This window comes from Antarctobacter aquimaris (assembly GCF_900184945.1).
Taxonomy (GTDB): Bacteria; Pseudomonadota; Alphaproteobacteria; order Rhodobacterales; family Rhodobacteraceae; genus Maliponia; species Maliponia aquimaris.
The window spans coordinates 89519-114542 of sequence record NZ_FXYF01000001.1 but is presented as its reverse complement, the minus strand read 5'-3'; the positions used below and the strand labels follow the sequence as shown (position 1 = coordinate 114542).

Here is a 25024-nt window from a genome sequence, read left to right as displayed (position 1 = left end):
TCAGGCCCCGCGCACCGTGTCGATCATCAGCTGAACGTTCTCCGGGTCGGCGTCCGGGGTGATCCCGTGACCCAGGTTGAAGATGTGCGGCCCCTTGGAAAACGCCTGCACCACGCGCCGCGTTTCGCGCACCAGGTCGTCGCCGCCCGTCACCATGTGGGACGAGGCGAGGTTGCCCTGCACGCAGCCGGCGGTCTGGACGTGCTCGGCCGCCCATTCCGGCGTGACGCTGTCATCGATCGCGACGCAGTCCGCCCCCGTCGCCGCGTGGAAACCGATGTACTTGTCCCCCGCCTGGCGCGGAAAGGCGATGACCGGCAGGCCGGGAAAGCGGCGTTTCAGCTCCTGCGTGATGGTGCGGGCCGGGGCGGTGCAGTAGCGGTCGAAATCCTCGCCCTGAAGCGAGCCGGCCCAGCTGTCGAACAGCTTCACCACCTCGGCCCCGGCCTTCACCTGTTCCGACAGGTAGTCGATGGTGGATTCGGTCAGCCGGTCGATCAGTTTTTCGAACAGCGGGCGGTTTTCGGCTTTCAGCGCGTGGGCCGGGCCCTGGTCCTTGGTTCCCTGCCCGGCGATCATGTAGGTCGCCACCGTCCAGGGCGCGCCGGCAAAGCCGATCAGCGTGGTCTCCGGCGGCAACTGCGCGCTCAGGTTGCGCACCGTCTGGTAGACCGGGTTCAGCGTGTCGTGGATCATCTCCCCCCGACCCAGCCTGTCGAACTCGGCCTCGGTGGTCACGGTCGACATGCGGGGGCCTTCGCCGGTGACGAACCACAGGTCCACGCCCAGCGCCTGCGGCAACAGCAGGATGTCGGCGAACAGGATCGCGGCATCAAAGCCGTAGCGCCGGATCGGCTGCAAGGTCACCTCGGTCGCAAGCTCCGGGTTGTAGCACAGCGACAGGAAGTCCCCGGCCTCGCCCCGCGTCGCGCGATACTCAGGCAGGTAGCGCCCGGCCTGACGCATCATCCAGATCGGCGGCGTCGGAAGCACCTCGCCCGCAAGGGCGCGCAGGATCGTCTTGGTCATGGGGATGTCTTCCTCCTTGTCTTGCCCGAGGGATCGGACGCCCCGACCCTGGTGTCAAGTCATCATGGACTGTCAAGTTGAGTTGACGCATTGTCGGCGCACAGAATTCGGATTCCCTTTGCCAGAACACAACGCTATGCCGGTGCCCATGACAGACATGCCCTCGCCCTCCGCCCCGTTGAAGATCGGCACCCGTGGGTCGCCGCTGGCCCTCGCCCAGGCGCATGAGACCCGTGCCCGGCTGTCCGCCGCCTTCGACCTGCCCGAGGCGGCGTTCGAGATCTGTGTCATCAAGACCACCGGCGACGACCGCAGCCTGATCGACGCGGACCGCCCGCTGAAGGAGATCGGCAACAAGGGCCTGTTCACCAAGGAGATCGAGGAAGCCTTGCTGGAGGGGCGCATCGACATCGCGGTGCACTCGATGAAGGACATGCCGACCTTTCAGCCCGAGGGGCTGATCCTGGACTGCAACCTGCCGCGCGAGGATGTGCGCGATGCCTTCATCTGCCCGGCGTATCGCAGCCTGCACGACCTGCCGCAGGGCGCGGTTGTCGGCACCTCGTCGCTGCGGCGGCGGGCGCAACTGCTGCACCGGCGTCCCGACCTCAAGGTCGTCGAGTTCCGCGGCAACCTGCAAACCCGACTGAAAAAGCTGGGTGACGGGGTGGCGGCGGCGACGTTCCTGGCCTGCGCCGGGTTGAACCGCCTGGGCATGACCGAGGTGCCCGCCGCGCCGATCGCGACCGAGGACATGCTGCCCGCCGTGGCGCAGGGCGCCATCGGGATCGAGCGGCGCAGCGACGACGCGCGCACGCAGAGGATGCTGGCGTCAGTCCACGATGCGCCCACCGGCGACCGCCTGGCCGCCGAGCGCGCCTTTCTTGCCGCGCTGGACGGCTCCTGCGAGACGCCCATCGCCGGCCTGGCCGAGATCGACGGCGACCAGTTGCGTCTGCGCGGCGAGATCCTCAAGACCGATGGCTCCGCCGCCTTTGCCGGCGAGATCCGCGGCCCGGTGGCCGAAGGCGCGGACCTGGGCCGAAGGCTGGCGGCGGATCTGCTGGGCCGTGCCGGACCGGGGTTCCTGGCCCACAAGGCGTGATGCGCGCCGGAAAAAACCGCCTCGCGGCAGCGTGATAGCCAAACCTGCGTTTTTGTGCTACCTTTTGACGCATAACGCGTCTGACCGGCCCGGCCGTCCTGACGCCACATCCGGGCCGGTTGGCGCGTCCCCTTGCCAGGAGGACCACACACATGCCCCGAACCATCGGAAACCCCGGAACATGGCTGGCCGAGGCCATCGGCCTGACCGGCCGTCACGTGGCGGATTCGGCCCAGCGACTCGGCGGCGAGGTGGACGAAGCCCCGCCCCGGACCCGCAAGCTGACCACCGACGACCTGCGCGAGGCGCTGGACGCCGGTTGGGAGGATTTCAAGGCCTGCCGGACGGACGTGATGTTCATCGTGCTGCTGTACCCGATCATCGGCATCGCGCTGGCTGTCGGCGCGCTCCACACGTCGTTTCTGCCGCTGATCTTTCCGATGATCGCCGGATTTGCCCTGCTGGGGCCGGTCACGGCGGTGGGCGTCTACGAGATCAGCCGCCGCCGCGAGGCCGGGGAGCCGGCCAACTGGCTTTCGGCGCTCAAGGTGGTGGAGCGGCCGCGCTTTGCCGCCATCGTGGTGATGGGCCTGTACCTGGCGACGGTGTTCTGTCTCTGGCTGGTGGTCGCGGGCCATCTCTACGGCGCGACGCTGGGGCCGGAGGCGCCCGTCTCGATCGGCGCCTTTGTCGACGCGGCGCTGACCACCTCCGCCGGCTGGGTGATGATCGTGCTGGGCTGCGCCATCGGCTTTGTCTTTGCCCTGGCGGTGCTGGCGACTTCGGTCGTGTCGTTCCCGCTGCTGCTGGACCGGCGCGTCGGCCTGCCGGTGGCGGTCCTGACCTCGGTCCGGGTGACGCGGGAAAATCCGCAGGTGATCCTGACCTGGGGCCTGATCGTGGCCTGCGGGCTGGTGCTGGGCAGCCTGCCGTTCCTGCTGGGCCTGGTGATCGTGCTGCCGGTGCTGGGCCACGCCACCTGGCACCTGTATCGCCGCGCCGTAATCTGACGCGGTCTGCCGGGCGGAGGATGTCTCCCGCCCGGCGATCCATTAGCCGACCGTGATGACGGTCTGGCCGGTGGTCTTGCGGCCCTCCAGCGCGCGGTGCGCATCGGCCACCTGCGCCAGCGGGAACTTCTGTTCGATGGTGATTTCGACCGCGCCGGACGACACCTTGTCGAACAGGTGCCTGGCCATCGCCTGGCAGGTCTCGTGGTCGGCGATGTGGGTGAACAGTGTCGGCCGCGTCACCTTGAGCGAGCCCTTGGCGGCCAGCGTCGCCAGGTTGAACGGCGGCACCGGACCCGAGGCATTGCCAAAGGAAATCAGCATCCCCAGCGGCCGCAGGCAGTCCAGCGAGCCGTCAAAGGTGTCCTTGCCCACGGCGTCCATCACCACGTCCACCCCCTTGCCCCCGGTCAGCGCGCGCACCTGCGCCACCCAGTCGGGCGAGCGGTAGTTGATGCAGGCCTCGGCGCCGTGATCCAGCGCCAGCTGGCACTTTTCATCCGACCCGGCGGTGCCGATCAGGCGGATGCCTTCGGAGCGCGCCCACTGGCAGGCCATCAGCCCGACCCCGCCGGCGGCGGCGTGGAACAGGACAGAATCGCCCTTCTGGATCGGCGTGGTGCGGTGAAACAGGTACTCCACCGTCATCCCCTTGAGCATCATCGCCGCGCCCTGCTCAAAGCTGAGTCCATCGGGCAGCGGGCAGACCTGCGCGGCGGGCATCACCCGCGCCTCGCAATAGGCGCCCGGCGGCATCGAGGCATAGGCGGCGCGGTCGCCCGGCTTCAGATGCTTTACCCCTTCGCCCACGGCCTCGATCACGCCGGCGCCCTCCATGCCCATCGCGTGCGGCAGCTGCATCGGGTAGAGGCCCGACCGCTGGTAGACGTCGATGAAGTTCAGCCCGCAGGCGTGGTGCCGGATGCGGACCTGGCCCGGTCCCGGGCCGCCCACCTCGCGGTCGACCAGCTTGAACTGTTCGGGCCCGCCGTGTTGCTCGATGATGATGGTCTTGACCATGGTCCACTCCCCTCGTGTGTGTGTCGCGTCATGTAGGGCAGGGTCTGAGCCCGCCAGCCCCTTCAGGCCACCTTCAGGACGATCTTGCCGATATGGCCCGAGCTTTCCATGCGCGCATGGGCGACCTCGGCCTCTTCCAGCGGGTATTCCGAATCCATCACCGGGGCGATCTTGCCCGCGTCCAGCAACGGCCAAACCTGCGCACGCAGGGCATCGGCGATGCGCGCCTTGGCCAGGTCGCTCTGCGGCCGCAGCGTGCTGCCGGTGATGGTCAGCCGGCGCATCATGACCTCGGCAAAGTTCAGCGTCACCTTGGGCCCCTGCAGAAAGGCGATCTGCACCAGCCGCCCGTCGTTGGCCAGCGCCTTCACGTTGCGCGGCAGGTAGTCGCCACCCACCATGTCCAGGATCAGGTGCGCGCCGCCCTCGGACTTCATCACCTCGACGAAATCCTCCTCGCGGTAGTTGATCGCACGCTCCGCGCCCAGCGAAAGGCAGGCCGCGCACTTGTCATCGGACCCGGCGGTGACAAAGACCCGCGCGCCGAAATGCGCCGCCAGCTGGATCGCCGTGGTGCCGATGCCGCTGGAGCCGCCATGCACCAGGAACCGCTCGCCTGCCTCCAGTCCGCCACGTTGGAACACGTTGGACCAGACGGTGAAAAAGGTCTCCGGCAGGCAGGCGGCCTCTCTCAGGCCCATGCCCCGGGGCACCGGCAGGCAGTGCGCCGCCGGGGTCGCCACGTATTCCGCATACCCGCCGCCCGGCAGCAGGGCGCAGACCCTGTCACCCAGTTTCAGCCCGTCGACCCCCGCGCCCAGCGCCACGACCTCGCCCGAGGCCTCCAGCCCCGGCAGGTCCGAGGCACCGGCGGGCGGCGCGTAGCTGCCCGCGCGCTGCAACGCGTCGGGGCGGTTCACCCCGGCATAGGCGACCTTCAGCACCACCTGCCCGGCACCGGGTTGCGGCACCGGGCGAGTTGTCGGCTTCAGGACCTCCGGTCCCCCCGGTTCGCTGATCTCGACGGCGCGCATGGTGTCCGGCATGACGGGTCCTCCCTGTGATGTCCGGCACGTGGTATCAAGCGGCGCGGCAAGGGCAAAGCGGTTTTCCCCGGCCCATCCCGGCAGGGCGCGCCGCTTGTCATCTTTGGTCGGTCAAATATCCCTGGGGTCCGGGGGCAGTGCCCCCGGCCGGTCGCCTTGACACCGTCACGGCGAAACCGCTCCTGTCGTCAGCGCGGGGTGGTCTGGCTGCCCGGCAGGTCGTCCGCGTGCGCTGGCGCCTTCACCCGGCTCAGCAGGTGCGCCGGCCCGGCCAGCAGCCCGCTCAGCAGACGGTTGTCGCGCACCTGCGCCTTGACCTTCTCGATCCGCATCACGTCCTCGATCCGCCGGTCGAGAAAGGCCCAGGTCGCCTCGTTGCCGGGCGAATCGTCGCCCAGCCAGTACAGCACGGTGGCCGAGTAGACCCCCGACAGCGTCGCCCGCTTGGTGTACCAGTTGATATCTCGCGAGGTGTCGCCCAGCGCGGTCCAGATCGCGTCGGCGGTGTCCCAGATCAGCCGGGCGCCATCGGGTGCGTAGATCGGCAGGGCAAACAGCGTGGTGCCGCGCCGCACCGCCTCGCGGTCCTCCGCCGCCTCGATCCGCGCCCGCACGGCAAAGGCGACGCGGTCGCGGAACCGCATCTCCGACAGGTCGGCCCTGGCGAGGCGGTCCAGCATCTCGGCATCGCCGCGCCGGTGGTAGGCGACGGCCAGGTCGACCGCGCCGCGCGGGTACAGCCCGCGGGCCACCACCGGGTCCACCCCGGCCTCGGCCACGGCGGCGCGAAAGCTCGTTTCCGACCAGCCGTCAAACGGCACATGCATCAGCGCGGCGTCCAGGATCTTGTCTGCGGTCTCGGTCATCGGGGGGGTCCTTTCGGTCTGGCAACAGCCTAGACAAATAGTCCGACCCTTGCTATAGGGCCACTTCCTGCAAACTTCCTTGCAACTCAAACTTAGAAAGGTGGTGAAAACCACATGCAGGTTAGTGTTCGCGACAACAACGTCGATCAGGCGCTTCGTGCCCTGAAGAAAAAGCTGCAGCGCGAAGGCGTGTTCCGTGAAATGAAGCTCAAGCAGCATTTCGAGAAACCGTCCGAGAAGAAAGCCCGCGAAAAGGCCGAGGCGATTCGCCGCGCCCGCAAGCTGGCGCGCAAGAAGGCCCAGCGCGAAGGCATGCTGTAAGCAACCGAACGCACAGCGAGACATGCGACCCCCGCGGCCCGGCCTCGGGGGTCGTTTTGCATGGGGCGCAACGCCGCGCCTGTCATCCCCCGGAATACCCCACCTTGCCCGCGCCGTGGGAGCGCGCATAATCAGACAGTTGAAAAAGTGTTTGAAGCGAGGATTCCATGACGATCATTCACCGATCCCTGGTCATGGTCATCGGCATGGCCCTGACCGCGCTGCCCCAGGCCGGGCAGGCGCAGGACATCAGCCGTGTCATCGCGCTGGACACGCTGGCCGCGAGTGATCCGTTCCAGGCGCTGCAACAGGTCGACATCGCGCTGCGCGATCCGCGCGTGCTGGGCACCCCGCCCGAAATGCGCATCCTGACCGACCTGATGCAGATGCGCGCCGACCTGCTGGAGGCGCTGGGCTACGTGCAGGCCAGCGACGCCTGGGCCGATCTGGCCCGCACCCGCGCCTTTGCCCGCGCCGAGCTGGGCGAAGACCCGGTGCCGGCCTTCCTCAAGGCCGCCGAGATCTACGAGGCGCAGGGCGCGCTGACCTCGGCCCGCACCATGATCGAGGCCGCCATCACCGCCGAGACGGAGACCGGGCGCGACGACGACACGCTGCGCGACCTCTACGCCGAGCTTGCCCGCCTGGCCACCAAGATGGGCGACACAGAGGCCGCCGAGACCGCGCAGGCGGCGGCCTCGGCGCTGGGCGCGACGGCCTTTGAGACGCTTGCCGTGCCGGCCGGAGAAGGCTTTCACGCGGTCGAGGTCTATTACGCCACCGACCGCGCCCGCACCGGCGCCACGCATCCCGCGCGCTTTTACGGCAGCGACCGGGGCGCGCGGCTGGAACTGGGCGTCGCGACCGTCACGATTCCCAACACCCACGTCGCCGGGCGGGTCGAGCAGCCGTCGATCTGGCGGCTGGAGTTCCGCGCCAGCGAATCCAAGCACGTCCTGCTGAAATCGGTCGAACCGATGGACCCGGAGACCTATTTCGGCCGCTTGCAGGGCGAGTTCGCCGACGATCCGGGGCGCGACCTGCTGCTGTATATCCACGGCTACAACCACAGCTTCGAATACGCCTCGCAGCGCGCCGCGCAGATCGTGCACGACATGGGCAACGGCACCGTGCCGGTGCTGTTCTCCTGGCCGTCGCGCGACAGCACCGTGGGCTACAACGCCGACGCCGCCGTGGTGCGGCTGTCGGGTCGCCGGCTGGCGCGGTTCATCGAGGACCTCGTGCTGCGCTCGGGCGCGCAGTCGATCAACGTGGTGGCGCATTCCATGGGCAACCAGGCGCTGACCGACGCGCTGGAGATCCTGGCGCTGAAGCGGGATGCACGGCCCGGCGACGCGCCGATCCTGGACCAGGTGATGTTCGCCGCGCCGGACGTGGACGCCGAGCTGTTCGCCGCCATGGCCCGGACCTTTGCGCCGCTGGCGCGCCGCATGACGCTGTACGCCTCGTCGAACGACTGGGCGCTGGTGTCCTCGCAAAAGCTGCACGGATCGGCGCCGCGCGCCGGGCTGGGGGGTGACATCCTGCTGGTCAGCGACAGCTTTGACAGCATCGACATGTCCTCGCTGGGCGACGACATGCTGGCGCACAACTACTTTTCGAACGACAGTTCGGCGCTGGTCGACATGATGACGCTGTTCTGGCAGGACGTGCCGCCGCAGAACCGCTGCGGGTTGCAGCCGAGTGCGGCGGGGGCGACCACCGCCTTTGTCTACCGCGAGGGGGTCTGCCCGTCGAACGACCTGATCGGCGTGCTGTCGAACGCCCAGACCAGGCACCTGCGCACCGATGACGAGATCCGTTCGCTGGTGATCGACCTGCTGGGCGATCAAAGCCGGGTCGAACGGGTGCTGAGCGTGCTGGACCTGATGTTCGCCGCGCTCAGGCGCTGAGGCGCCGGGCGGCAGGGTCAGGGCCGGGTCAGCCCGGCCCGACCATGAAGCAGTTGATCTGACGCGCCTGCAACCGGCGGCAGGCCAGTTCGGCGCTGTCGCGGTTCATGCCCATGAAGGTGGCGTCAAAGCCGCTCTTGCTCTTGACGATCTTGCGGTTGGCGCCGTTCAGCGTGGCATCCTCGGCCAGCGCGACCTTCAGCAGGGCTTTCTGCGCGGCGTATTCGGACGGGAAGCGGCCGATGTTGATGCCCCAATGCTTGCCGCCCGAGGTCGACAGCCGCGTCACCACCTCGGCCTCGCGCGCGGGGCTGGGCGTGTCCTTGAAGGCGATGGTGGCTTCGGCAATGGCGGCGGGCCGGATGACCGGCTTGGCCGAAACGGCAGGGGCGGCCGGCGCTTCGGGCACCGCGGCCGCGATCCTGACGGGCGCCGGAGCCGCAGCGGGCGCCGGGTCCGGCGCCGCCTTTGGCACCAGCGAGGCCGCCGCGGTATCCGAGATCTGCGCCACCTCCTGCAATTCCCTGACGATGTCGTCGCTGACCGAGGCCACGATCGGCGCGACCAGCGCCGGATCGGCGGTGGAATTCGGGCGGGCGACCGGGCGCAGGCTGCGCGTGACCGCACCCGAGGCGACGCGAATCGACTTGGCCCGCGTGCCCGGCATCGGGTCCGACGTGCTGGCCACCAGGACATCGACCGCGCCCGGACCCTTGCCCATGTAGGGCGGCGCCTTGGGCTTGCGGGCGCTCACCCAGGACGGCGATTCCCTGAACCCGAGGTCCAGGAGTTCCGCCACGCGGGCGTTGCGCGCCGCGCCGGACCGGCCGCCGAACACCGTGGCGATGACCCGTTCGCCGCCGCGCTCGGCCGAGGCGACAAGGTTGAAGCCCGCCGCGCGGGTGTAGCCGGTCTTGATGCCGTCCGCGCCCTGGTAGGACGACAGCAGCCGCGAATTGGTGTGGTTGACCGTGCGCACCCCGGCATCCGCCGTCTTGCGCGAGAACAGGTTGTAGTACTGCGGGTAGTCGTAGATCAGGTGCCAGCCCAGGATGGTCATGTCGCGGGCGGTGGACAGGTGGCCCTCTTCGGTGAGGCCATGCGCGTTCTTGAAGGTGGTGCGGGTCATGCCCATCGCCTTGGCGGTGCGGTTCATCCGGCGGGCAAAGGCCGCCTCCGATCCCTCGATCGCCTCGCCGATGGCGGTGGCCGCGTCATTGGCCGATTTGACCGCCGCCGCGCGCACCAGGTAGCGCAGCGCGATTTTCTGGCCCGGCTTCAGGCCCAGCCGCGAGGGTTCCTCGTTCGCGGCCTTGGCCGAGATCGTGACCAGCGAATCCATGCTGATCTCGCCGTTCTGCACCGCCTCGAAGGCGATGTAGAGCGTCATCATCTTGGTCAGCGAGGCCGGATGCAGCCGGGTGTCGGCGTTGTCGGAATGGATCACCTTGCCGTTGCGCGCGTCCATCACCAGCTCGGCCTGCGGAGCGGCGGACACGCTGAGCGGCAAGAACACCACCAGCCAGATGAACATGAAGAGATACAGGCCCAAACGGCCCGACTGCCTGCGACGTCCCGTCACGATACACTGCCTTTCTGCCTCATTCCCCCCGATTTTTCGGTTAGGGTACTGCCTTGTCCCGGCACCATTGTTCGCGCGCCGTGGTTAATACAATGCTAACATGATCAAAGGATCAGGAGAAGCCTCCAATCTACTGAAATGCAATGGTTTTTGTGGAGAATTTCGCGCAACATCTTGGGGTTCGGCCAAAACGGGCCCCTAGACCGGCCAATGTGGCGGGAACAAGGCGGATTGTGGCCGAATTGTGGCGAATCCGGGCGCCGAAATCAGCCGATGTCGGCGATCAGACCGGGCAGGTCGCCAAGGTCCGCCAGCTCGCGGAATCGCGGCGCGTCCGGGGTCTCGGCGTGTTCCAGCGCCCAGGCCAGATCCTGCGGCACGTGCACGCCCCAGGCGCCGACCTCGATGGCGGGCACGACGTCGGACTTCATCGAGTTGCCGATCATCATCGCCGCCTCGGCCCCCCCGGGAAAGGCGCCGAAGATCCGCCCGTAGGTGAGGGGCGTCTTGTCGGACACGATCTCGACCGCGTGGAACAGCTCGCCCAGCCCGGACTGCGCCAGCTTGCGTTCCTGGTGCAGCAGGTCGCCCTTGGTGATCAGGACGACGCGGTGCCGGTCGGCGGCGGCCTCGACCGCCGCGCGCGCATGGGGCAGCAGTTCGATCGGGTGGGCCAGCATGTCCCGCCCCGCCGCGATCAGCTCGGCGATGACCGGGGCCGGCACCCGGCCCTCTGTCACCTCGATGGCGGTTTCGATCATCGACAGGACAAAGCCCTTTACGCCAAAGCCGTAGTGCCCGATGTTGCGCCGCTCGGCCGCGAACAGCCGTTCGGAGAGGTGGTCGCGGTTCGCATGGTCGCGCAGAAGGTCGGTAAATCGCTCTTGTGTCAGGACAAAAAAGCGTTCGTTGTGCCACAGGGTGTCGTCCGCGTCGAAACCGATGGTTTGAAGATTTCCGGTCATCCTGTATGCAGCCCCCCAATCGTCCCTTTTCGGCAGGGACCGTGAGCCTATATAATGCTGCCAATGCCTGAAACCCAATGCGCGAAAGCCTCGATGACGGACGCTCTCTTCACATGGACGATGACCGACACGCCGCCCAAGGACGGGCGTGGCGAAACCGGCATCGCGGTGCAGACCAAGCCGAAGACCAAGCGCCCCCCGCTCTACAAGGTCCTGCTGCTGAACGATGACTACACGCCGATGGAGTTCGTCGTGCACGTGCTGGAACGGTTTTTCGGCATGAGCCACGCGCAGGCCTTCGAGGTCATGCTGACCGTCCACAAGAAGGGGGTCGCCGTGGTCGGCGTGTTCAGCCACGAGATCGCCGAGACAAAGGTGGGCCAGGTGATGGACTTTGCCCGCCGCCACCAGCACCCGCTGCAATGCACGATGGAGAAGGAATAGGCGCGCGCGCCCTTCCGCCCGATGTCCCAGGACCGCCTGAACCACGCTCTGACCGCCGGGGGTCTGATGCTGCCCGCAGAGGGTTGCATTGCGCTGGTCGGCGCGCCCGGGGACATGGACCTCGGCGGGCTTGACCCGGCGCGCTGCGAGGTCATCCAGACCTTCTATCCCGACCACGCGACCTGGGACCGCCGCGGCCTGGCCGTGAAGACGGTGCTGGACGGCGCCTATGCCGCCGCCATCGTCACGCTGCCCCGCGCCCGCGACCTGGCCGAGGACCGCATCGCCCGGGCCAGCGTGCAGGCCGGACTGGTGGTGGTCGACGGGGCCAAGACCGACGGGGTCGACAGCCTGCTCAAGGCCCTGCGCGGGCGCGTGACTCTGGACGGGCAGGTGTCCAAGGCGCATGGCAAGGTGTTCTGGTTCGCCGGCGGGGCCGACCTGTCCGACTGGCGGCGCGAACCCTCCACGCTGGCATCGGGCGACGTGACCGCGCCGGGCGTCTTTTCGGCCGATGCGCCGGACCCGGCGTCGCAGGCGCTGGCCGCGGCGCTGCCGGTTTCGCTGAAGGGCCGCTTTGCCGACCTTGGCGCCGGCTGGGGCTGGCTGGGGCGCGAGGTGCTGCGCCGCGAGGGCGTGACGCAGCTGCACCTGGTCGAGGCCGACGACACCGCGCTGGACTGCGCGCGCCGCAACGTCACCGACCCGCGCGCCGTCTTTCACTGGGCGGACGCCACCGACTGGACTCCGCCCGCCGCGCTGGACGGGGTGGTGATGAATCCGCCGTTCCACGCCGGGCGCAAGGCCGATCCGCAGATCGGCCGCGCCTTCATCGCCGCCGCCGCCCGCGTCCTTGCCCCGCACGGCCAGCTCTGGCTGGTCGCCAACCGCCACCTGCCCTACGAATCCGCGCTGACCGACAGCTTTCGCCAGCTGACCGAGGCGGGGGGCGATTCGCGGTTCAAGATCCTGCACGCCGCACGTCCAACTCGTCACCGGCGCTGAGAGGCGCTAGGCTGCGCCGACACCGCCAAGAGGTCTCACATGAGCTTTTCCATCGAAGGCAAGACGGCCATCGTCACGGGCGCCGCCAATGGCGTGGGTCTCGCCATCGCCCGGCATTTCGCCAACAAGGGCGCCAATGTCATGCTGGCCGACATGGACGAACCCAAGCTGGTCAAGGAATGCGGCGACACCTCCGACGAAAGCACGCTGCGCTACTTTGCCGGCGATCTGCGCGAACGGCTGACCATGGCCAACCTGATCTCGGCCACGCTGGATGCCTTTGACCGGGTCGATATCCTGGTCAATGGCTCGCGCCAGCTGCTGACCACGGACCCGCTGGACCTGGAGGACGACTCGGTCGAACAGCTGCTGTCGCAGAACCTGACGACCGCCTACCGCATGTCGCAACTGGCGGCGCGGCGGATGATCAAGCAGGCCGAGGACCAGGCCGAAGGCCAGGTCGGCGCGATCATCAACCTGTCGTCCATCGCCGCGCGCCGCACCCATCCCGACCTGCTGGGCTACTCGGTGTCCTGTGCCGCGCTGGACCAGATGACCCGGTCGATGGCGGTCGCGCTGGCGCCGCACCGCATCCGGGTGAACGCGGTGGCCTTTGGATCGGTGATGTCGGCCAGTCTGGCGGACAGCCTCAAGGAAAACCGCGACTACCGCTCGGAAATCGAACACCACACCCCGCTGGGCCGCATCGCCGCGCCGGGCGAGCTGGCCGAGGCGGTGCAGTTCCTGGCCAGCGACGGGGCGGGGTTTGTCACCGGGCAGGTCATGACGGTCGACGGCGGGCGCACCCTGCTGGACCCGGCGGCCGCCCCGGCGCATTGACGCAAGCCACGGCAGGGGCCTTGCGCGCCTGCCGTTCTTGTGCCTGAGTGTCAACCGGACTGGACAGATTGGCGGCAGAGGAGAGGGGATCATGGACGGACAGCAGCAGACGATGGACGCCGAAAAGACCCGGGCCAGCGCCTGGTTCCGCGCCCTGCGCGACGAGATCGTCGCCGCCTTCGAAGGGCTGGAGGACAGCCATGCGCAGGGCCCCTTTGCCGAGGCCGCGCCCGGCCGCTTTGAGGTGACCGAGACGAAGCGCGCCTCGGACGACGGCTCTGATGCGGGCGGCGGGCTGATGAGCGTGATGCGCGGCGGACGGGTGTTCGAAAAGGTCGGCGTGAACGTCTCGACCGTCTACGGCACGCTGGGCGCCGCAGCGCAAAAGGCGATGGCCGCGCGCGGTGTGCCCGGAATGGACAGCGCCCCACGCTTCTGGGCCTCGGGCATCAGCCTCGTGGCGCACATGCAGAACCCGCATTGCCCGGCGGTGCACATGAACACGCGGATGTTCTGGACCCCGGGGGCCTGGTGGTTCGGCGGCGGCTCGGACCTGAACCCCTGCCTGGAGTACGACGCGGACACCGCGCATTTCCACGCGACGCAGAAATCGCAGCTCGATCCGCATGGTGAGACCCTCTACCCCGAGTTGAAGGCCTGGGCGGACGAGTATTTCTACATCCCGCACCGCAACCGGGCGCGCGGCGTCGGCGGCATCTTCATGGATGACCGCAACAGCGGCGACTGGGAGGCTGACTTTGCCCTGACCCAGGACATCGGCCGCGCCTTCCTGCCGGCCTTCGTGCCACTGGTGGAAAAGCGGCGTGTGATGCCCTTCGGCCCGGCCGAGAAGGACGCGCAACTGGTGCACCGCGGTCTCTATGCCGAATACAACCTGGTCTACGACCGGGGGACAAAGTTCGGCCTGGCCACCGGGCACGATGCCAACGCGGTGCTGATGAGCCTGCCGCCGCTGGCGAAATGGGTCTGAGCGGTCAGGACTTCAGCCATTCGGCAAAGGCCTTGGCATAGTCCGGATGCCAGCGCGACAGCGGCGCGCGGTTCTCGGTGATGTCCTGCGCGGCCCAGAGAATGCGCTTGGCGTCGGTCGCCCGGTCGACGTCGTTGTCGGGACACAGGATGTAGAAATCGTCGCGTCCAAGGGCGGTCAGCAGGTAATCCACCACCTGTTCCGGCGTCCAGGCGCCTTCCGGTTTCTCGCTGCGCCCGCGCGCGGTCAGCGGTGTGTGCACCCAGCCGGGAATGAACAGCCGCGCCTCGGTCCGGCAGCCGTCGATGCTGCGCAGTTCGTGCTGCAAGGCCTCGGTAAAGGCCTTTACCCCGGTCTTGGACACGTTGTAGGCCGGATCGCCCGGCGGCGTGGTGATGCCCTGCTTGGACCCGGTGTTGACGATCAGCCCGGGCCGCCCGGAGGCCGCCATGTCGGGCGCAAAGATCTGCGAGGCGCGCACCACCCCCCAGAGATTGACGGCGATGACCCGCTCCCAGGTGCCCTCGGTGTCGAAGATCGAGCTGCCGGGCTGGATCCCGGCGTTGTTCATCAGCAGATCGACGGGGCCAAGCATCTCCGTGACCTCGCGTTTCAGGCGGTGCAGCTGGTCGGTGTCGGACACGTCCGTCGCCACCCCCAGCGCCGCACCTGTATCCATTACGGCCCGTTCCAGCGTCTCGCCCGGCAGATCGGCGATGCAGACCCGCATCCCCTCGGCCGCCAACCGCCGCGCCATCTCGTGCCCGATGCCCGAGGCGCCGCCGGTGATCACCGCGACATTGCCCGGCTTGATGGTCTGGTGCATGGCCTCTCCCCCTCTTCGATGCTCCCGGCAAGACTAGGGGCGCCTGCGCCATAGGTGCAAGAGGGGGCGCTGCCCCCGTCTCCCTTCGGTCGACTCCCCCGGGAGTATTTGGACAGAGAAGAAGCCAGGGGCGCGCGCCCTTGTTTCTCCTTTGGTCAAATACTCCGGGGGTGAATTGGGTCCGGACCTGGTCCGGGACCAAGAGGGGGCTGGCCCCCTTTCGCGCCGTGGGCTAAAGCGCGCACATGGATCATTTTGTGTATCGCGACGGGCAGCTCTATGCCGAAGATGTTCCGGTTGCCGAGATCGCGGCCGCCGTGGGCACGCCGTTCTATGTCTATTCCTCGGCGACCCTCGTCCGGCACTACCGGCTGTTCGACGAGGCGCTGTCCTGGGGGCCGCACCTGGTGTGCTACGCCATGAAAGCGGCGTCCAACCAGGCGATCCTGCGCACGCTGGCGGCCGAGGGTGCGGGCATGGACGTGGTGTCGGGCGGCGAATACGCGCGCGCCAGGGCAGCAGGCGTGCCGGGTGAGCGGATCGTGTTTTCCGGCGTCGGCAAGACGCGGGCCGAGGTGCGCGCGGCGCTGGAGGGCGGGATTCGCCAGTTCAACGTCGAGAGCGAGCCCGAGATGCGGGTGATCTCGGAGGTGGCGTCGGCCATGGGCGTTGTCGCGCCGATCACCATTCGGGTCAATCCCGACGTCGACGCCAGGACCCACGCCAAGATCGCCACCGGCAAGTCGGAGAACAAGTTCGGCATTCCCATCGCGCGGGCGCGCGAGGTCTATGCCGAGGCGGCGGCGCTGCCCGGGCTGAAGGTCGTCGGCATCGACGTGCACATCGGCTCGCAGCTGACGCAGCTCGAACCGTTCGAACAGGCCTATCTCAAGGTCGCGGACCTGACGGAGGTCCTGCGCGCCGACGGACACGAGATCACGCGGCTGGATCTGGGCGGGGGCCTGGGCATTCCCTACACCCGCTCGAACGAGGCGCCGCCGCTGCCGTCGGACTACGGCGCGTTGATCCAGCGCACCCTTGGCCACCTGGGCTGCGAGGTCGAGATCGAGCCGGGCCGCCTGATCATCGGCAATGCCGGGCTGCTGGTCAGCGAGGTGATCTACCTCAAGCATGGCGAGGGGCGCGACTTCCTGATTCTGGATGCGGCGATGAACGACCTCATCCGCCCGGCCATGTACGACGCGCACCACGAGATCGTGCCAGTGAAAGAGGCAGAGGCGGCGGCCGAGTTGCACCCGCATGACATTGTCGGCCCGGTGTGTGAAACCGGCGACACCTTTGCCAAGGGCCGGCTGATGCCGCCGCTGGACTCCGGTGACCTGGTGGCGTTCCGCTCGGCCGGGGCCTATGGCGCGGTGATGGCGAGCGAGTACAACAGCCGCCCGCTGGTGCCCGAAGTGCTGGTGAAGGGCGATCAATTCGCTGTCATCCGGGCACGGCCTTCCTTTGACGACATGATAAATCGCGATACCATTCCGGAATGGCTGTAGGGTATCCTCCTTGCAGTACGACGCTGCGAGGAGCGACATGGCCCCCAACCGGTCCGACATCCCCGAGATATTCCGCACCCTGCGCTGGCCGCTGGCCCTGACCCGTTTCGGGATGGCGGCCGAGCGCGTGGCGCGCGCCTTCTGGCCGCTCTGGTCCATCGCGATCTTCACTCTGGCACTGTTGATGCTGGGGGTGCAGGACGAGGTGGCGGTGGAATGGGTCTGGGCCGCGGGCGCGGTTCTGGGCGCGGGGGCGGTCTGGGCACTGTGGTTCGGCGCGCGGCGATTCCGCTGGCCCAGCCGCGAGGCGGCGATCCTGCGGCTGGACGGGACGCTGAAGGGCAACCCGATCCAGGCGGCGCTGGACACCCAGGCGATCGGCGCGGGCGATCCCGCTTCGCTGGCGGTCTGGCGCGCGCACCAGGCGCGGATGCGGGACCGCCTGGCCACGGCGCGCGCGGTCGAGCCTGACCTGCGGGTGTCGCGCAACGATCCCATGGCGCTGCGCTACGTCGCGCTGCTGGCGCTGTCGGTGGCGCTGCTGTTCGGCTCCTTCGTCCGGGTGCAGTCGGTCACCGGCATGGGCGCCGGCGGCCCTGACCTGGCGCAGGGACCGGCCTGGGAAGGCTGGATGCAACCGCCCGCCTATACCCGCCTGCCATCGGTCTACCTCAACGACATCACCGCCGAAGGAATCGAGGCGCCGGAGGGGGCCGAGATCACCCTGCGCATGTACGGCGAGGTGGGCGCGCTCAGCATCCGCGAAAATGTGTCGGGGCGCGAGCTGACGCCTGAGGCGGCGCAGGAGACGGCGCAGGACTTTGCCGTTCTGCGCTCGGGTGAGCTGGCGGTGGACGGGCCGGGCGGCCGGGTCTGGCAGATCGCCATGATCCCCGATGCCGCGCCCGATGTCGCCCGCGCCGGCGACATCGACGTGACCTACGAGGGCGAGGCGACCATTCCCTACACCGCCAGCGACGACCACGGCGTCGTGATGGGCAAGGCGCGCGTCACTTTGGACCTGGCCGCGGTCGACCGCCGCTATGGCCGCGCCATCGAGCCCGAGGCGCGCGCCACCATCGAGGTGCCGCTGCCGATGCCGGTGGCCGGAAGCCGCGATGCCTTCAAGGAGGCGCTGGTGGCCAACTTCTCGTTGCACCCCTGGGCGAACCTGCCGGTGAAGCTGGAGCTTGAGGTCGAGGACGGGCGCGGCCAGCGCGGCCTGTCCCAGCCCGAGGCGCTGGTCCTGCCGGGGCGGCGCTTTTTCGACCCGGTGGCCGCGGCGCTGATCGAGCAGCGCCAGTCGCTGCTGTGGAACCGCGACAATGCGGCGATGATCGTGCAGGTGCTGAAGGCGGTGATGAACGAACCCGATGACCTGTTCCGCAAGCAGGTGGAATACCAGCGCCTGCGCCGGTTGACCGACCGGATCGAGGTGCTGGCCACTTACGGTGCGATCAGCGACGACAAGCAGGACGAGATCGCGCAGGCGATGTGGGATCTGGCGCTGGCGATGGAAGAGGGCGACTTGCAGGACGCGCTGGAGCGACTGCAGCGCGCTCAGGAGCGGCTGGAAGAGGCGATGAAGAACGGCGCCTCGGACCAGGAGATCGCCGAGCTGATGCAGGAGTTGCGCGAGGCGACGCAGGATTATCTGCGCCAGCTGGCGCAGCAGCAGGCGCAGCAGAATCCCGATGGCCAGCAGCAGGGCAACCCGCAGGACATGATGCAGATGTCGCAGGACGACATCCAGCGCATGATGGACCGCATCCAGGAGCTGATGGAGCAGGGCCGCATGGCCGAGGCGCAGGAAGCCATGCGCCAGCTCCAGGAGATGCTGGAGAACATGCAGGTCACCCAGGGTCAGGGCCAGGGCGGCCAGTCGCCGGGCGAACAGGCGATGGAAGGGCTGGCCGACACGCTGCGCGAGCAGCAGGAGCTGTCGGACGAGGCGTTCCGCGACCTGAACCAGGGGCAGCCGGGCCAGCAGGGTCAGCCGCGCCAGCCGGGGCAGGGCCAGCAGGGTCAGAACGACCCCGGCCAGCAGCCGGGCCAGCAGGGGCGCGAGCCCGGACAGGGCGACAGCGGCGACCTGGCCGGCGACCTGGCCGAGCGGCAGCGTGCCCTGCGGAACGAGTTGAACCGCCAGCGCCAGGCGCTGCCGGGGCAGGGGACGGAGCCGGGCGAACGCGCCGCCGAGGCGCTGCGCGACGCGGAACGGTCGATGGACGGGGCCGAGCGCGCGCTGCGCGAGGGTGACCTGGCCGAGGCGATCGACCAGCAGTCGCGCGCCATGGAAGCGCTGCGCGAAGGCATGCGCAACCTGGGCGAAGCGCTGGCACAACAGCAGCAGCAACGCGGCGGCGAACAGGGTTTTGCCGAGGGCGGCGACCCGCGCGAGCAGCGCGATCCGCTGGGCCGCAACGCCGGCAACACCGGCCGCGTCGGCACCGACGAGGGCATGTTGCAGGGCGAAGACGTCTATCGCCGCGCCGAGGAATTGCTGGGCGAGCTGCGCAAGCGGTCGGGCGAGCTGGACCGGCCCGAGGAAGAGCGGCAGTACCTGGATCGTCTGCTCGAACGGTTCTGAAGCCGGGCTGCGTGGGTCAGCAGGCTGAGTTGGCCGCGCGCGGCAACCTCTGAGGCGGGCGCTGGAAAGGGCTTTGGAAAGCCCTTTCAACGCGCTTCCAAGCGCGTTGCGTCGCGCAGGCGTCCAAGTCAGGTCTGAAAATCAGTCCGGATCGACCTTGCCGCGCAGCGACTTGACCTCGCCGCGCTGCTTCTTGCCCTCCAGCCGCCGCCGTTTCGACCCCAGCGTCGGCCGCGTCGGCACCCGCCGCTTGGGCTTTTCCAGCGCCTTGACGATCAGCTCGGCCAGCCGGGCGCGGGCGATCTCGCGGTTGCGGGCCTGGCTGCGGGTGTCCTCGACCTGGATCACCACCGCACCGTCCTTGGTCCAGCGCCGCCCGGCCAGCTTGCGCAGGCGGGTCTTGACCGGCGCGGGCAGGTTCGGCGAGCGTTCCGCCTCGAACCGCAGTTCGACCGCCGTCGACACCTTGTTCACGTTCTGGCCGCCGGGGCCGGAGGAGCGGACGAACTGTTCGGTCAGTTCCCAGTCCTCGATTGCGATATGATCGGTGATGCGCAGCATGGGGCGAACTCTACCGGACAATGAAAAGGGCCGCCAGACAGGCTGGCGACCCTTCGAGAATCAGGAGGCGGGGCCGGTTAGGGCTGCGCCAATTCGGGATGAACAGGCCCTAGGGTTTGCCCCGGGCTGCGACCTCCCGAACTGTTCCGACACCTCTCTCCAATGCTTCTCTCGACACTGGATCACCTCCTTTCAGCTGTTGAAAACGCAAGATGATGGTGCCACGCCCATGTGGAACCACAAAGTCTTTTTTGCGTCTCAGGCTGTTTTTTGGTTTGGCGTTGCCCAGGAAACGATCAGGCGGAAGGGAACGAGGGCCAGCAGGGCCAATCCCAGCTTCACGCTCCAGTCCGCGACGGCCAATGAGACCCAGAGTGCAGCATCGGGGCCGAAGCCCAGGAAGGGCAGCCCTTCGTTGGCCCAGGACACGTCGTTTCCGGCCTCCAGCCAGCTGAGCTGCGCCGAGAAGGCGATGGAAAAGAACAGCGCGGTGTCCAGCGTGGAGCCGACCAGCGTGGAGGCCAGCGGCGCGCGCCACCAGCGGCCCTGACGCAGCCGGTCAAAGATCGCCACGTCGACCAGCTGCGCGGTGAGGAAGGCGACGCCCGAGCCCAGCGCGATGCGCACCGTGACCGCCGGATAGGTGTAGCCGTCGCCCTGCAGCATGATCTGCGTGCCGATCAGCGAACAGAAGACGCCCACGACAAAGCCGGCAAAGACCACCTGGCGGGCGGGGCCCGGACCGTAGATCCGGTTCATCAGGTCGGTGACCAGAAAGGCCAGCGGATAGGTGAAGGCACCCCAGGTCAGCCACTGGCCGAACAGGAACTGGACGAGGATGTTGGAGGCCAGAACGATGGCCGCCATGGCAAGGATGCCGGGAAGATGGGCGCGTGACATGTGTGGACCCGTTTTTTCCAAGGTTGCGGGGACTTGATCCGGTCAGGCCGGATGGCGGGGGCATAGTGCAGCCTGCGTTGCGGCGTCAAGCGCGAACCCGCGTCAGTCCGCCACGCGGTACTCGACGAACTCGCTGCGCTGGAAACCGCGGAAATTGTCGTCCGACAGCAGGGTCAGCCGGATCGCCCCGGCGCTGTCGCGCCAGGCGGCGATGCCTTCGAGGTTGCCGTGACGGTGCGCGGGCGTTTCCAGCAGGGTTTCCTCGGACAGCACGCGGTCTTCGCCCAGGTCAAAGCGGCGGATGCGCGTGCGGAAGGCAAATCCGGTGAACTCCCGCTCCAGCAGGTAGAAAAGCCCGTCCGGGCCGAAATCCGAGCCCACCGGCAGGAACCCCCCGCTGCGCGAGATCGAGAACGGTTGGGTCCAGGACCCGCGATCGTAGCGCCAGACCGGAAACGGGCGGGTCAGCCGGCCCGAGCGTTCCGGCAGGGTGACCAGCCGCCCCTGCGGGTCGATGGCCAGCGCCTCGAATCCGGAATTGCCGATCATCCGGTCAAAGGCGGTGGCGCGCACCAGATCGGCGGCGTGCAGCGCCGTGTCATAGGCGGTGACGCGGTGGAACCCCTCGAACGAGATGTAGAGCCGGCCGTCGGCATCCATCGCCAGCCCTTCGGCATCCATCGGAAACACGTCCACGTCGGCCCAGTCGCCTTCCTTTGGCCGGGTCAGGTCATCGGGCAGCACCAGCGGCGGGTCCTGGGTCACGCCGACCAGGGTGTCGCCGTCGCGCAGCAGCTGTCCGCGCACCAGCCCGCCGCGATCCGAGATCGCGACAAAGGCGGTGCCGTCGGCCGAGACTTCGAGCCCGGAAAAACCGCCCAGGTGATGCGCCGAGCGCGGCCAGTCGATCCGGCCCACGAAGTCGGCACGGGGCGCGACCTCGGCGGCGCAGGCGCCAAGCGCGACCATCGCCGCGCAGGCGGCAAGGCCCGCGCGCAGGCGTTTCAGGCAGACGATCATGCCAGGCGGGTCAGTTCGCGGCCAGCACGTCGGCGCATTGCCGGGGCAGGTCGCCCAGCGTCAGCTCGCGCTTGGGCGGCGCGGGCTTGGCGTTGGGGTCCGGCGGCGGCGGGTTGAGGATGCGGGCGACCCATTCCTCGGCCTCCTTGCAGCCGTCGCCGGCGGGCGGGGCGGCCTGGTCGACGCAGTCCCTGGCGCCCTTGGGGCAGCTCAGCCGGACGTGGAAATGGTAGTGGTGGCCGTACCACGGGCGCACCTTGGACAGCCAGGCACGGTCGCCCTTTTCATCCTTGCACATCTGCACCTTGGCCCCGGCAAAGATGAAGATGCGCGCGACGCGCGGGTCGCTGGCGGCGGCCTTGAGGATCTCGTGGTGGGCGCGGGTCCACTTGTCGTTGACATAAGCGCCCGAGGCGCGCTGCATCGAGATCGACGAGATGTTCTCGCGCGCCTGGACGCTCAGGCTGAGGTTGTCGGCGGGCAGCAGCCAGATGTCGGCATCGAGGCCGATCTGGTGGCTGGCGTGGCCGGTCAGCATCGGACCGCCGCGCGGCTGGCTGAAATCGCCGAAGTACAGCCCCTTCCAGCCCGGTTGCTGCGCGGCCTTGCGGCTGAGGGTCTGCACGTAGTCGATCAACTCCGGGTGGCCCCAGTTGCGGTTGCGCGACAGGCGCATCGCCTGCCAGGTCGGCCCGGTCTCGGCCAGCTGCACACCTCCGGCCATGCACCCCTTGGCGTAGCTGCCATAGGACTGGGCCGGGGCGGTGGAGGGCGCGTCCTTGGCGCCGAACAGCTGCTTGGCCTGTTTCGACGACAGCACCGGATCCAGCGGCCGCGCCGGGGCGCTGCGGTCCCCCGAGATGTCGCGGCTGCCGGTGTTGCAGGCGGCAAGGGTCAGGCCCAGGGCAAGGGCAATCAGCAAACGGATCATGAAACGCGGTCTCCCATCGGGTTGACCCAGACTAGCAGAACCAGCCCGGCGGCGAAAAGGCCGATCACCGGAAGAAAGCCCAGCTGGTTCGACTGTGTCACGATCGTGAACAGGGTGATCAGCGCCGGGGCAAGGAAAGCCGTCGCCTTGCCCGCCAGCGCGAACAGGCCGAACCCTTCGGCCGGGCGGGCAGGGTTGCAGTGCCGTACCATCATCGAGCGCGAGGCAGAATAGAGCGCGCCGCCCGCGCCGCCGATCGCCGCACCGCAGGCGTAGAAGATCAGGTCCGGGAGCACCGAGCCGGGGGCCAGGGGCTGGCCGAACAGGCTTTCGCGCGACATGCCGATGATGATGCAGCCGACGACGATCAGCACCCAGATGCAGAAGACGATCACCGGCTTTGGCCCCAGCCGTTCATCCGCGATCCCCCCGGCCCAGGACAGCACGGCGGCGGCGACAGCGGCGATGATGCCGAAGACGCCGATCTGCGTCACCTGCCAATCCAGCACCAGCGTGGCATAGATGCCGCCATAGGCATAAAGCGCGGTCAGCGCGTCGCGGTAGAACAGCGAGGCCAGCAGGAAATTGCGGCAGGACTTGCGGTGCGACACGCGGACGATGGAGGCCCAGAGATCGGACAGCACGCGGGTCACGCTTTCGGGCTTCTTGCGCTCCAGCGGATCGTCGCGGTTCCACAGGAAGAAGGGCACCAGGAAGATCCCGAACCAGAGCGCGATGAAGGGGCCGACAAAACGCGTGCCCTCGCGCGCGTCCGGGTCCAGCCCGAAGGCCGGGTCGAGGCCGATCAGCGTCTTGCCGGTCTCGTTCTCGGCGAAGAACAGCAGCATCAGGAACAGCGCCAGAACCCCGCCCCAATAGCCAAAGGCGGTGGCGGTGCCCGAGATGCGGCCCACCTCTTCCTGCGTGCCGAGGCTGGGCAGGATCGCGTTGTTCAGGTTGAAGGCGGATTCCGAGGCGACGAAGCCGATCCAGAACAGCGCCAGCACCGCGATCAGCCCCGTGCCGTCCGGTTCCAGGAACCACAGCGAAAAGGCGCAGAGGATGGCGAGGATCGTGAACAGCCAGAACCAGGGCCGTTTGCGCCCGGTGGCGTCGGCCCAGGCGCCCAGCAGCGGCGCCGAAAAGGCGATGGCCAGCCCGGCGACGGTCTGCGCCGAGGACCACAGGCTTTGCGCATTGGCCTTGGCGCCGTCCAGCGGCACGCCCTGCGCCACGAAATACCCCGCCGCGACGGCGGCGAAATAGGGGCTGAAGATGAAGGTCAGGCCCAGCGTCGCATAGGGCTGTTGCGCCCAGTCAAAGAACATCCAGCCCCAGATGCGCTGTCTCTTGGTTGGATGTGACATGGCTGCCCCTTTGCGGAATGGCGCGATAGAACAGGCCGGGTGGTGCGGTGGCAAGGGGGATGCACGGCGATTGCGGCCTTGCCGGAAAAAAGGGGGCTCTGCCCCCGTCTCCCTGCGGTCGACTCCCCCGAGATATTTGCGGCCAGAAGAAACCTGGGGTCCGTCAGCCGTGCCGTTCCGGGGGCCAGGGGCGCAGGTCCTCGGCATCCGACCAGGCCTGAACCCAGGCCGGCAGCGGCGGGCTGTCCGGCGCGACACTCATGGCGGCGGCGATCCGGTCCGTGGTCACGATTCCGGCATCGTCGGTCAGGGCGGCGCGGAACACCGCCTGGCTGGTGCAGGTGCCGTCCGGCCGCCACATCGACTGGTCTATGTAGAAAAAGCGGCGGTCCCAGCCCAGCACGCGCGAGTGGATCCGGATCCTGTCCCACATCCGCACGCGGCGACGGTAGCGCACCACCGAGCCGGCGATGGTCAGGCCCCAGCGGCGGCGGCGCATGAGGTCGATCAGGCCGGTGCGCTGGGCCAGCGGGATGCGGCCCAGGTCATAGAGCGTCAGGGTGCGGCCGTTGTTGAGCTCCATCCACAGGTCGAGATCCCAGGGCAGGCACAGGTGGTCCGAGACATGGGTTTCGAACAGGCCGAGCCTGGGCGCGCGGCGGGCGGCGCGCATGTTGTTGGCAAGACGCAGGAAGGGGTACATCGGGGGCTCCTTTGCGGGCCGTGATGTGCGCGCGGGCGGCCAGCGTCAATCACGACCTTGCGGCACACTTGTCCTTGCCGGCGCAAGCGCATAGGTCTGGTCCGGTCGTCGCAGAAAAAGGTTCCTGGCCATGGTGTCGCTCTTTCAGATCCTGAACATGATCCTCAGCATCGTGGTCTTTGTCATCGTCGCGCATGTGATCATGAGCTGGCTGATCAACTTCCAGGTGCTGAACCTGCGCCAGCCGCTGGTGGCGCAGATCTGGCACGGGCTGAACCGGTTGCTGGATCCGCTGTATTCGCGCATCCGCCGCCTGCTGCCGGCGATGGGCGGGCTGGACCTGGCGCCGCTGGTCGCGCTGATCGGGGTCTATGCCTTGCAGATCATCCTTCGCAACAACGCCGGTTTCTTCTACGGCTTCTGACGCGGCTTTGCCCGGGGCCGGTTTCGCCTGAAACAGGGCGTTGATCGCATATTT

The 25024-nt window shown here is 68.3% G+C and carries 24 protein-coding genes; 11 read left to right on the top strand and 13 right to left on the bottom strand.

Going from position 1 to position 25024, the window contains the following annotated elements:
- Entirely contained in the window at positions 1-1029 is a 1029-nt protein-coding gene (hemE, locus tag MAA8898_RS00485; RefSeq protein WP_094019007.1) for a uroporphyrinogen decarboxylase, read from the bottom strand.
- A 148-nt stretch (positions 1030-1177) separates the two neighbouring features.
- Here hemE and hemC point away from each other — a divergent pair, with 148 nt between their 5' ends.
- Together hemC and MAA8898_RS00475 are read left to right on the top strand one after the other, a co-directional pair.
- A complete protein-coding gene (hemC, locus tag MAA8898_RS00480; RefSeq protein ID WP_176445025.1) occupies positions 1178-2134 on the top strand; it encodes a hydroxymethylbilane synthase in 957 nt (318 codons plus the stop codon).
- Positions 2135-2286: 152 nt separating this feature from the next.
- The gene (locus MAA8898_RS00475) at positions 2287-3144 is read left to right on the top strand and encodes a DUF2189 domain-containing protein (protein ID WP_094019006.1); all 858 of its coding nucleotides are present in this window, start codon (positions 2287-2289) and stop codon (positions 3142-3144) included.
- Between the two features lie 42 nt (positions 3145-3186).
- Here the strand turns inward: MAA8898_RS00475 and MAA8898_RS00470 are convergent, their stop codons facing one another.
- From MAA8898_RS00470 to MAA8898_RS00460, 3 genes are all read right to left on the bottom strand, one after another.
- Entirely contained in the window at positions 3187-4164 is a 978-nt protein-coding gene (locus tag MAA8898_RS00470; RefSeq protein ID WP_094019005.1) for a quinone oxidoreductase family protein, read from the bottom strand.
- Between the two features lie 62 nt (positions 4165-4226).
- Positions 4227-5210, bottom strand: a complete 984-nt coding sequence (locus MAA8898_RS00465; RefSeq protein WP_094019004.1) for an NAD(P)H-quinone oxidoreductase — start codon at positions 5208-5210, stop codon at positions 4227-4229.
- A gap of 188 nt (positions 5211-5398) precedes the next feature.
- Positions 5399-6076: a COQ9 family protein gene (locus MAA8898_RS00460; protein WP_094019003.1), complete on the bottom strand. Its 678-nt coding sequence runs from the start codon at positions 6074-6076 to the stop codon at positions 5399-5401.
- 114 nt (positions 6077-6190) lie between these two features.
- Between MAA8898_RS00460 and rpsU the strand changes: the two genes are divergently transcribed.
- Together rpsU and MAA8898_RS00450 are read left to right on the top strand one after the other, a co-directional pair.
- On the top strand, positions 6191-6397 hold the full coding sequence (rpsU, locus tag MAA8898_RS00455) for a 30S ribosomal protein S21 (RefSeq protein WP_008207378.1): 207 nt from the start codon (positions 6191-6193) through the stop codon (positions 6395-6397).
- Between the two features lie 167 nt (positions 6398-6564).
- Positions 6565-8310: an alpha/beta hydrolase gene (locus MAA8898_RS00450; protein WP_094019002.1), complete on the top strand. Its 1746-nt coding sequence runs from the start codon at positions 6565-6567 to the stop codon at positions 8308-8310.
- Between the two features lie 28 nt (positions 8311-8338).
- On the opposite strand, the gene MAA8898_RS00445 is transcribed toward MAA8898_RS00450, so the two are convergent.
- Together MAA8898_RS00445 and MAA8898_RS00440 are read right to left on the bottom strand one after the other, a co-directional pair.
- Positions 8339-9844 (bottom strand): D-alanyl-D-alanine carboxypeptidase family protein, encoded by a 1506-nt coding sequence (locus MAA8898_RS00445; RefSeq protein WP_094019438.1) that lies wholly within the window; start codon positions 9842-9844, stop codon positions 8339-8341.
- A 314-nt stretch (positions 9845-10158) separates the two neighbouring features.
- Positions 10159-10857: an HAD family hydrolase gene (locus tag MAA8898_RS00440; protein ID WP_094019001.1), complete on the bottom strand. Its 699-nt coding sequence runs from the start codon at positions 10855-10857 to the stop codon at positions 10159-10161.
- A gap of 120 nt (positions 10858-10977) precedes the next feature.
- Here MAA8898_RS00440 and clpS point away from each other — a divergent pair, with 120 nt between their 5' ends.
- The 4 genes from clpS to hemF all read left to right on the top strand — a co-directional run bounded on the left by clpS (position 10978) and on the right by hemF (position 14137).
- A complete protein-coding gene (gene clpS / locus MAA8898_RS00435; protein WP_094019000.1) occupies positions 10978-11301 on the top strand; it encodes an ATP-dependent Clp protease adapter ClpS in 324 nt (107 codons plus the stop codon).
- 21 nt (positions 11302-11322) lie between these two features.
- Entirely contained in the window at positions 11323-12306 is a 984-nt protein-coding gene (locus tag MAA8898_RS00430; RefSeq protein ID WP_094018999.1) for a class I SAM-dependent methyltransferase, read from the top strand.
- 39 nt (positions 12307-12345) lie between these two features.
- On the top strand, positions 12346-13146 hold the full coding sequence (locus tag MAA8898_RS00425) for an SDR family NAD(P)-dependent oxidoreductase (protein ID WP_094018998.1): 801 nt from the start codon (positions 12346-12348) through the stop codon (positions 13144-13146).
- Positions 13147-13237: 91 nt separating this feature from the next.
- Complete coding sequence (gene hemF, locus MAA8898_RS00420) at positions 13238-14137, top strand: oxygen-dependent coproporphyrinogen oxidase (protein WP_176445023.1); 900 nt, start codon at positions 13238-13240, stop codon at positions 14135-14137.
- 4 nt (positions 14138-14141) lie between these two features.
- Here hemF and MAA8898_RS00415 read toward each other — a convergent pair whose 3' ends face one another.
- Positions 14142-14963: an SDR family NAD(P)-dependent oxidoreductase gene (locus MAA8898_RS00415; protein ID WP_094018997.1), complete on the bottom strand. Its 822-nt coding sequence runs from the start codon at positions 14961-14963 to the stop codon at positions 14142-14144.
- Positions 14964-15208: 245 nt separating this feature from the next.
- Here MAA8898_RS00415 and lysA point away from each other — a divergent pair, with 245 nt between their 5' ends.
- Both lysA and MAA8898_RS00405 read left to right on the top strand, forming a co-directional pair.
- Positions 15209-16474, top strand: coding sequence for a diaminopimelate decarboxylase (gene lysA / locus MAA8898_RS00410; protein ID WP_094018996.1), 1266 nt, complete (start codon positions 15209-15211; stop codon positions 16472-16474).
- A gap of 37 nt (positions 16475-16511) precedes the next feature.
- Entirely contained in the window at positions 16512-19064 is a 2553-nt protein-coding gene (locus MAA8898_RS00405; RefSeq protein ID WP_094018995.1) for a DUF4175 domain-containing protein, read from the top strand.
- 141 nt (positions 19065-19205) lie between these two features.
- On the opposite strand, the gene arfB is transcribed toward MAA8898_RS00405, so the two are convergent.
- The 6 genes from arfB to MAA8898_RS00375 form a co-directional block, all read right to left on the bottom strand.
- Entirely contained in the window at positions 19206-19625 is a 420-nt protein-coding gene (gene arfB / locus MAA8898_RS00400) for an alternative ribosome rescue aminoacyl-tRNA hydrolase ArfB (protein ID WP_094018994.1), read from the bottom strand.
- A 258-nt stretch (positions 19626-19883) separates the two neighbouring features.
- On the bottom strand, positions 19884-20525 hold the full coding sequence (locus MAA8898_RS00395; protein WP_094018993.1) for a queuosine precursor transporter: 642 nt from the start codon (positions 20523-20525) through the stop codon (positions 19884-19886).
- Between the two features lie 102 nt (positions 20526-20627).
- Positions 20628-21545, bottom strand: a complete 918-nt coding sequence (locus tag MAA8898_RS00390) for an esterase-like activity of phytase family protein (protein WP_245853201.1) — start codon at positions 21543-21545, stop codon at positions 20628-20630.
- Positions 21546-21555: 10 nt separating this feature from the next.
- A complete protein-coding gene (gene mepA, locus MAA8898_RS00385; RefSeq protein WP_094018992.1) occupies positions 21556-22476 on the bottom strand; it encodes a penicillin-insensitive murein endopeptidase in 921 nt (306 codons plus the stop codon).
- On the bottom strand, positions 22473-23843 hold the full coding sequence (locus tag MAA8898_RS00380; protein WP_094018991.1) for an MFS transporter: 1371 nt from the start codon (positions 23841-23843) through the stop codon (positions 22473-22475). Before MAA8898_RS00380 ends, mepA begins: the two co-directional genes overlap by 4 nt.
- 163 nt (positions 23844-24006) lie before the next feature.
- On the bottom strand, positions 24007-24546 hold the full coding sequence (locus MAA8898_RS00375; protein ID WP_094018990.1) for an acyl-CoA thioesterase: 540 nt from the start codon (positions 24544-24546) through the stop codon (positions 24007-24009).
- Between the two features lie 130 nt (positions 24547-24676).
- Here MAA8898_RS00375 and MAA8898_RS00370 point away from each other — a divergent pair, with 130 nt between their 5' ends.
- Complete coding sequence (locus MAA8898_RS00370) at positions 24677-24970, top strand: YggT family protein (protein WP_094018989.1); 294 nt, start codon at positions 24677-24679, stop codon at positions 24968-24970.
- The last annotated feature ends 54 nt before the right edge of the window (positions 24971-25024 follow it).

Bases quoted from the DNA above. Each gene is read 5' to 3' on its own strand.
- hemE (WP_094019007.1), bottom strand. From the start codon at position 1,029: ATGACCAAGACGATCCTGCGCGCCCTTGCGGGCGAGGTGCTTCCGACG.
- hemC (WP_176445025.1), top strand. From the start codon at position 1,178: ATGACAGACATGCCCTCGCCCTCCGCCCCGTTGAAGATCGGCACCCGT.
- MAA8898_RS00475 (WP_094019006.1), top strand. From the start codon at position 2,287: ATGCCCCGAACCATCGGAAACCCCGGAACATGGCTGGCCGAGGCCATC.
- MAA8898_RS00470 (WP_094019005.1), bottom strand. From the start codon at position 4,164: ATGGTCAAGACCATCATCATCGAGCAACACGGCGGGCCCGAACAGTTC.
- MAA8898_RS00465 (WP_094019004.1), bottom strand. From the start codon at position 5,210: ATGCCGGACACCATGCGCGCCGTCGAGATCAGCGAACCGGGGGGACCG.
- MAA8898_RS00460 (WP_094019003.1), bottom strand. From the start codon at position 6,076: ATGACCGAGACCGCAGACAAGATCCTGGACGCCGCGCTGATGCATGTG.
- rpsU (WP_008207378.1), top strand. From the start codon at position 6,191: ATGCAGGTTAGTGTTCGCGACAACAACGTCGATCAGGCGCTTCGTGCC.
- MAA8898_RS00450 (WP_094019002.1), top strand. From the start codon at position 6,565: ATGACGATCATTCACCGATCCCTGGTCATGGTCATCGGCATGGCCCTG.
- MAA8898_RS00445 (WP_094019438.1), bottom strand. From the start codon at position 9,844: ATGTTCATCTGGCTGGTGGTGTTCTTGCCGCTCAGCGTGTCCGCCGCT.
- MAA8898_RS00440 (WP_094019001.1), bottom strand. From the start codon at position 10,857: ATGACCGGAAATCTTCAAACCATCGGTTTCGACGCGGACGACACCCTG.
- clpS (WP_094019000.1), top strand. From the start codon at position 10,978: ATGACCGACACGCCGCCCAAGGACGGGCGTGGCGAAACCGGCATCGCG.
- MAA8898_RS00430 (WP_094018999.1), top strand. From the start codon at position 11,323: ATGTCCCAGGACCGCCTGAACCACGCTCTGACCGCCGGGGGTCTGATG.
- MAA8898_RS00425 (WP_094018998.1), top strand. From the start codon at position 12,346: ATGAGCTTTTCCATCGAAGGCAAGACGGCCATCGTCACGGGCGCCGCC.
- hemF (WP_176445023.1), top strand. From the start codon at position 13,238: ATGGACGGACAGCAGCAGACGATGGACGCCGAAAAGACCCGGGCCAGC.
- MAA8898_RS00415 (WP_094018997.1), bottom strand. From the start codon at position 14,963: ATGCACCAGACCATCAAGCCGGGCAATGTCGCGGTGATCACCGGCGGC.
- lysA (WP_094018996.1), top strand. From the start codon at position 15,209: ATGGATCATTTTGTGTATCGCGACGGGCAGCTCTATGCCGAAGATGTT.
- MAA8898_RS00405 (WP_094018995.1), top strand. From the start codon at position 16,512: ATGGCCCCCAACCGGTCCGACATCCCCGAGATATTCCGCACCCTGCGC.
- arfB (WP_094018994.1), bottom strand. From the start codon at position 19,625: ATGCTGCGCATCACCGATCATATCGCAATCGAGGACTGGGAACTGACC.
- MAA8898_RS00395 (WP_094018993.1), bottom strand. From the start codon at position 20,525: ATGTCACGCGCCCATCTTCCCGGCATCCTTGCCATGGCGGCCATCGTT.
- MAA8898_RS00390 (WP_245853201.1), bottom strand. From the start codon at position 21,545: ATGATCGTCTGCCTGAAACGCCTGCGCGCGGGCCTTGCCGCCTGCGCG.
- mepA (WP_094018992.1), bottom strand. From the start codon at position 22,476: ATGATCCGTTTGCTGATTGCCCTTGCCCTGGGCCTGACCCTTGCCGCC.
- MAA8898_RS00380 (WP_094018991.1), bottom strand. From the start codon at position 23,843: ATGTCACATCCAACCAAGAGACAGCGCATCTGGGGCTGGATGTTCTTT.
- MAA8898_RS00375 (WP_094018990.1), bottom strand. From the start codon at position 24,546: ATGTACCCCTTCCTGCGTCTTGCCAACAACATGCGCGCCGCCCGCCGC.
- MAA8898_RS00370 (WP_094018989.1), top strand. From the start codon at position 24,677: ATGGTGTCGCTCTTTCAGATCCTGAACATGATCCTCAGCATCGTGGTC.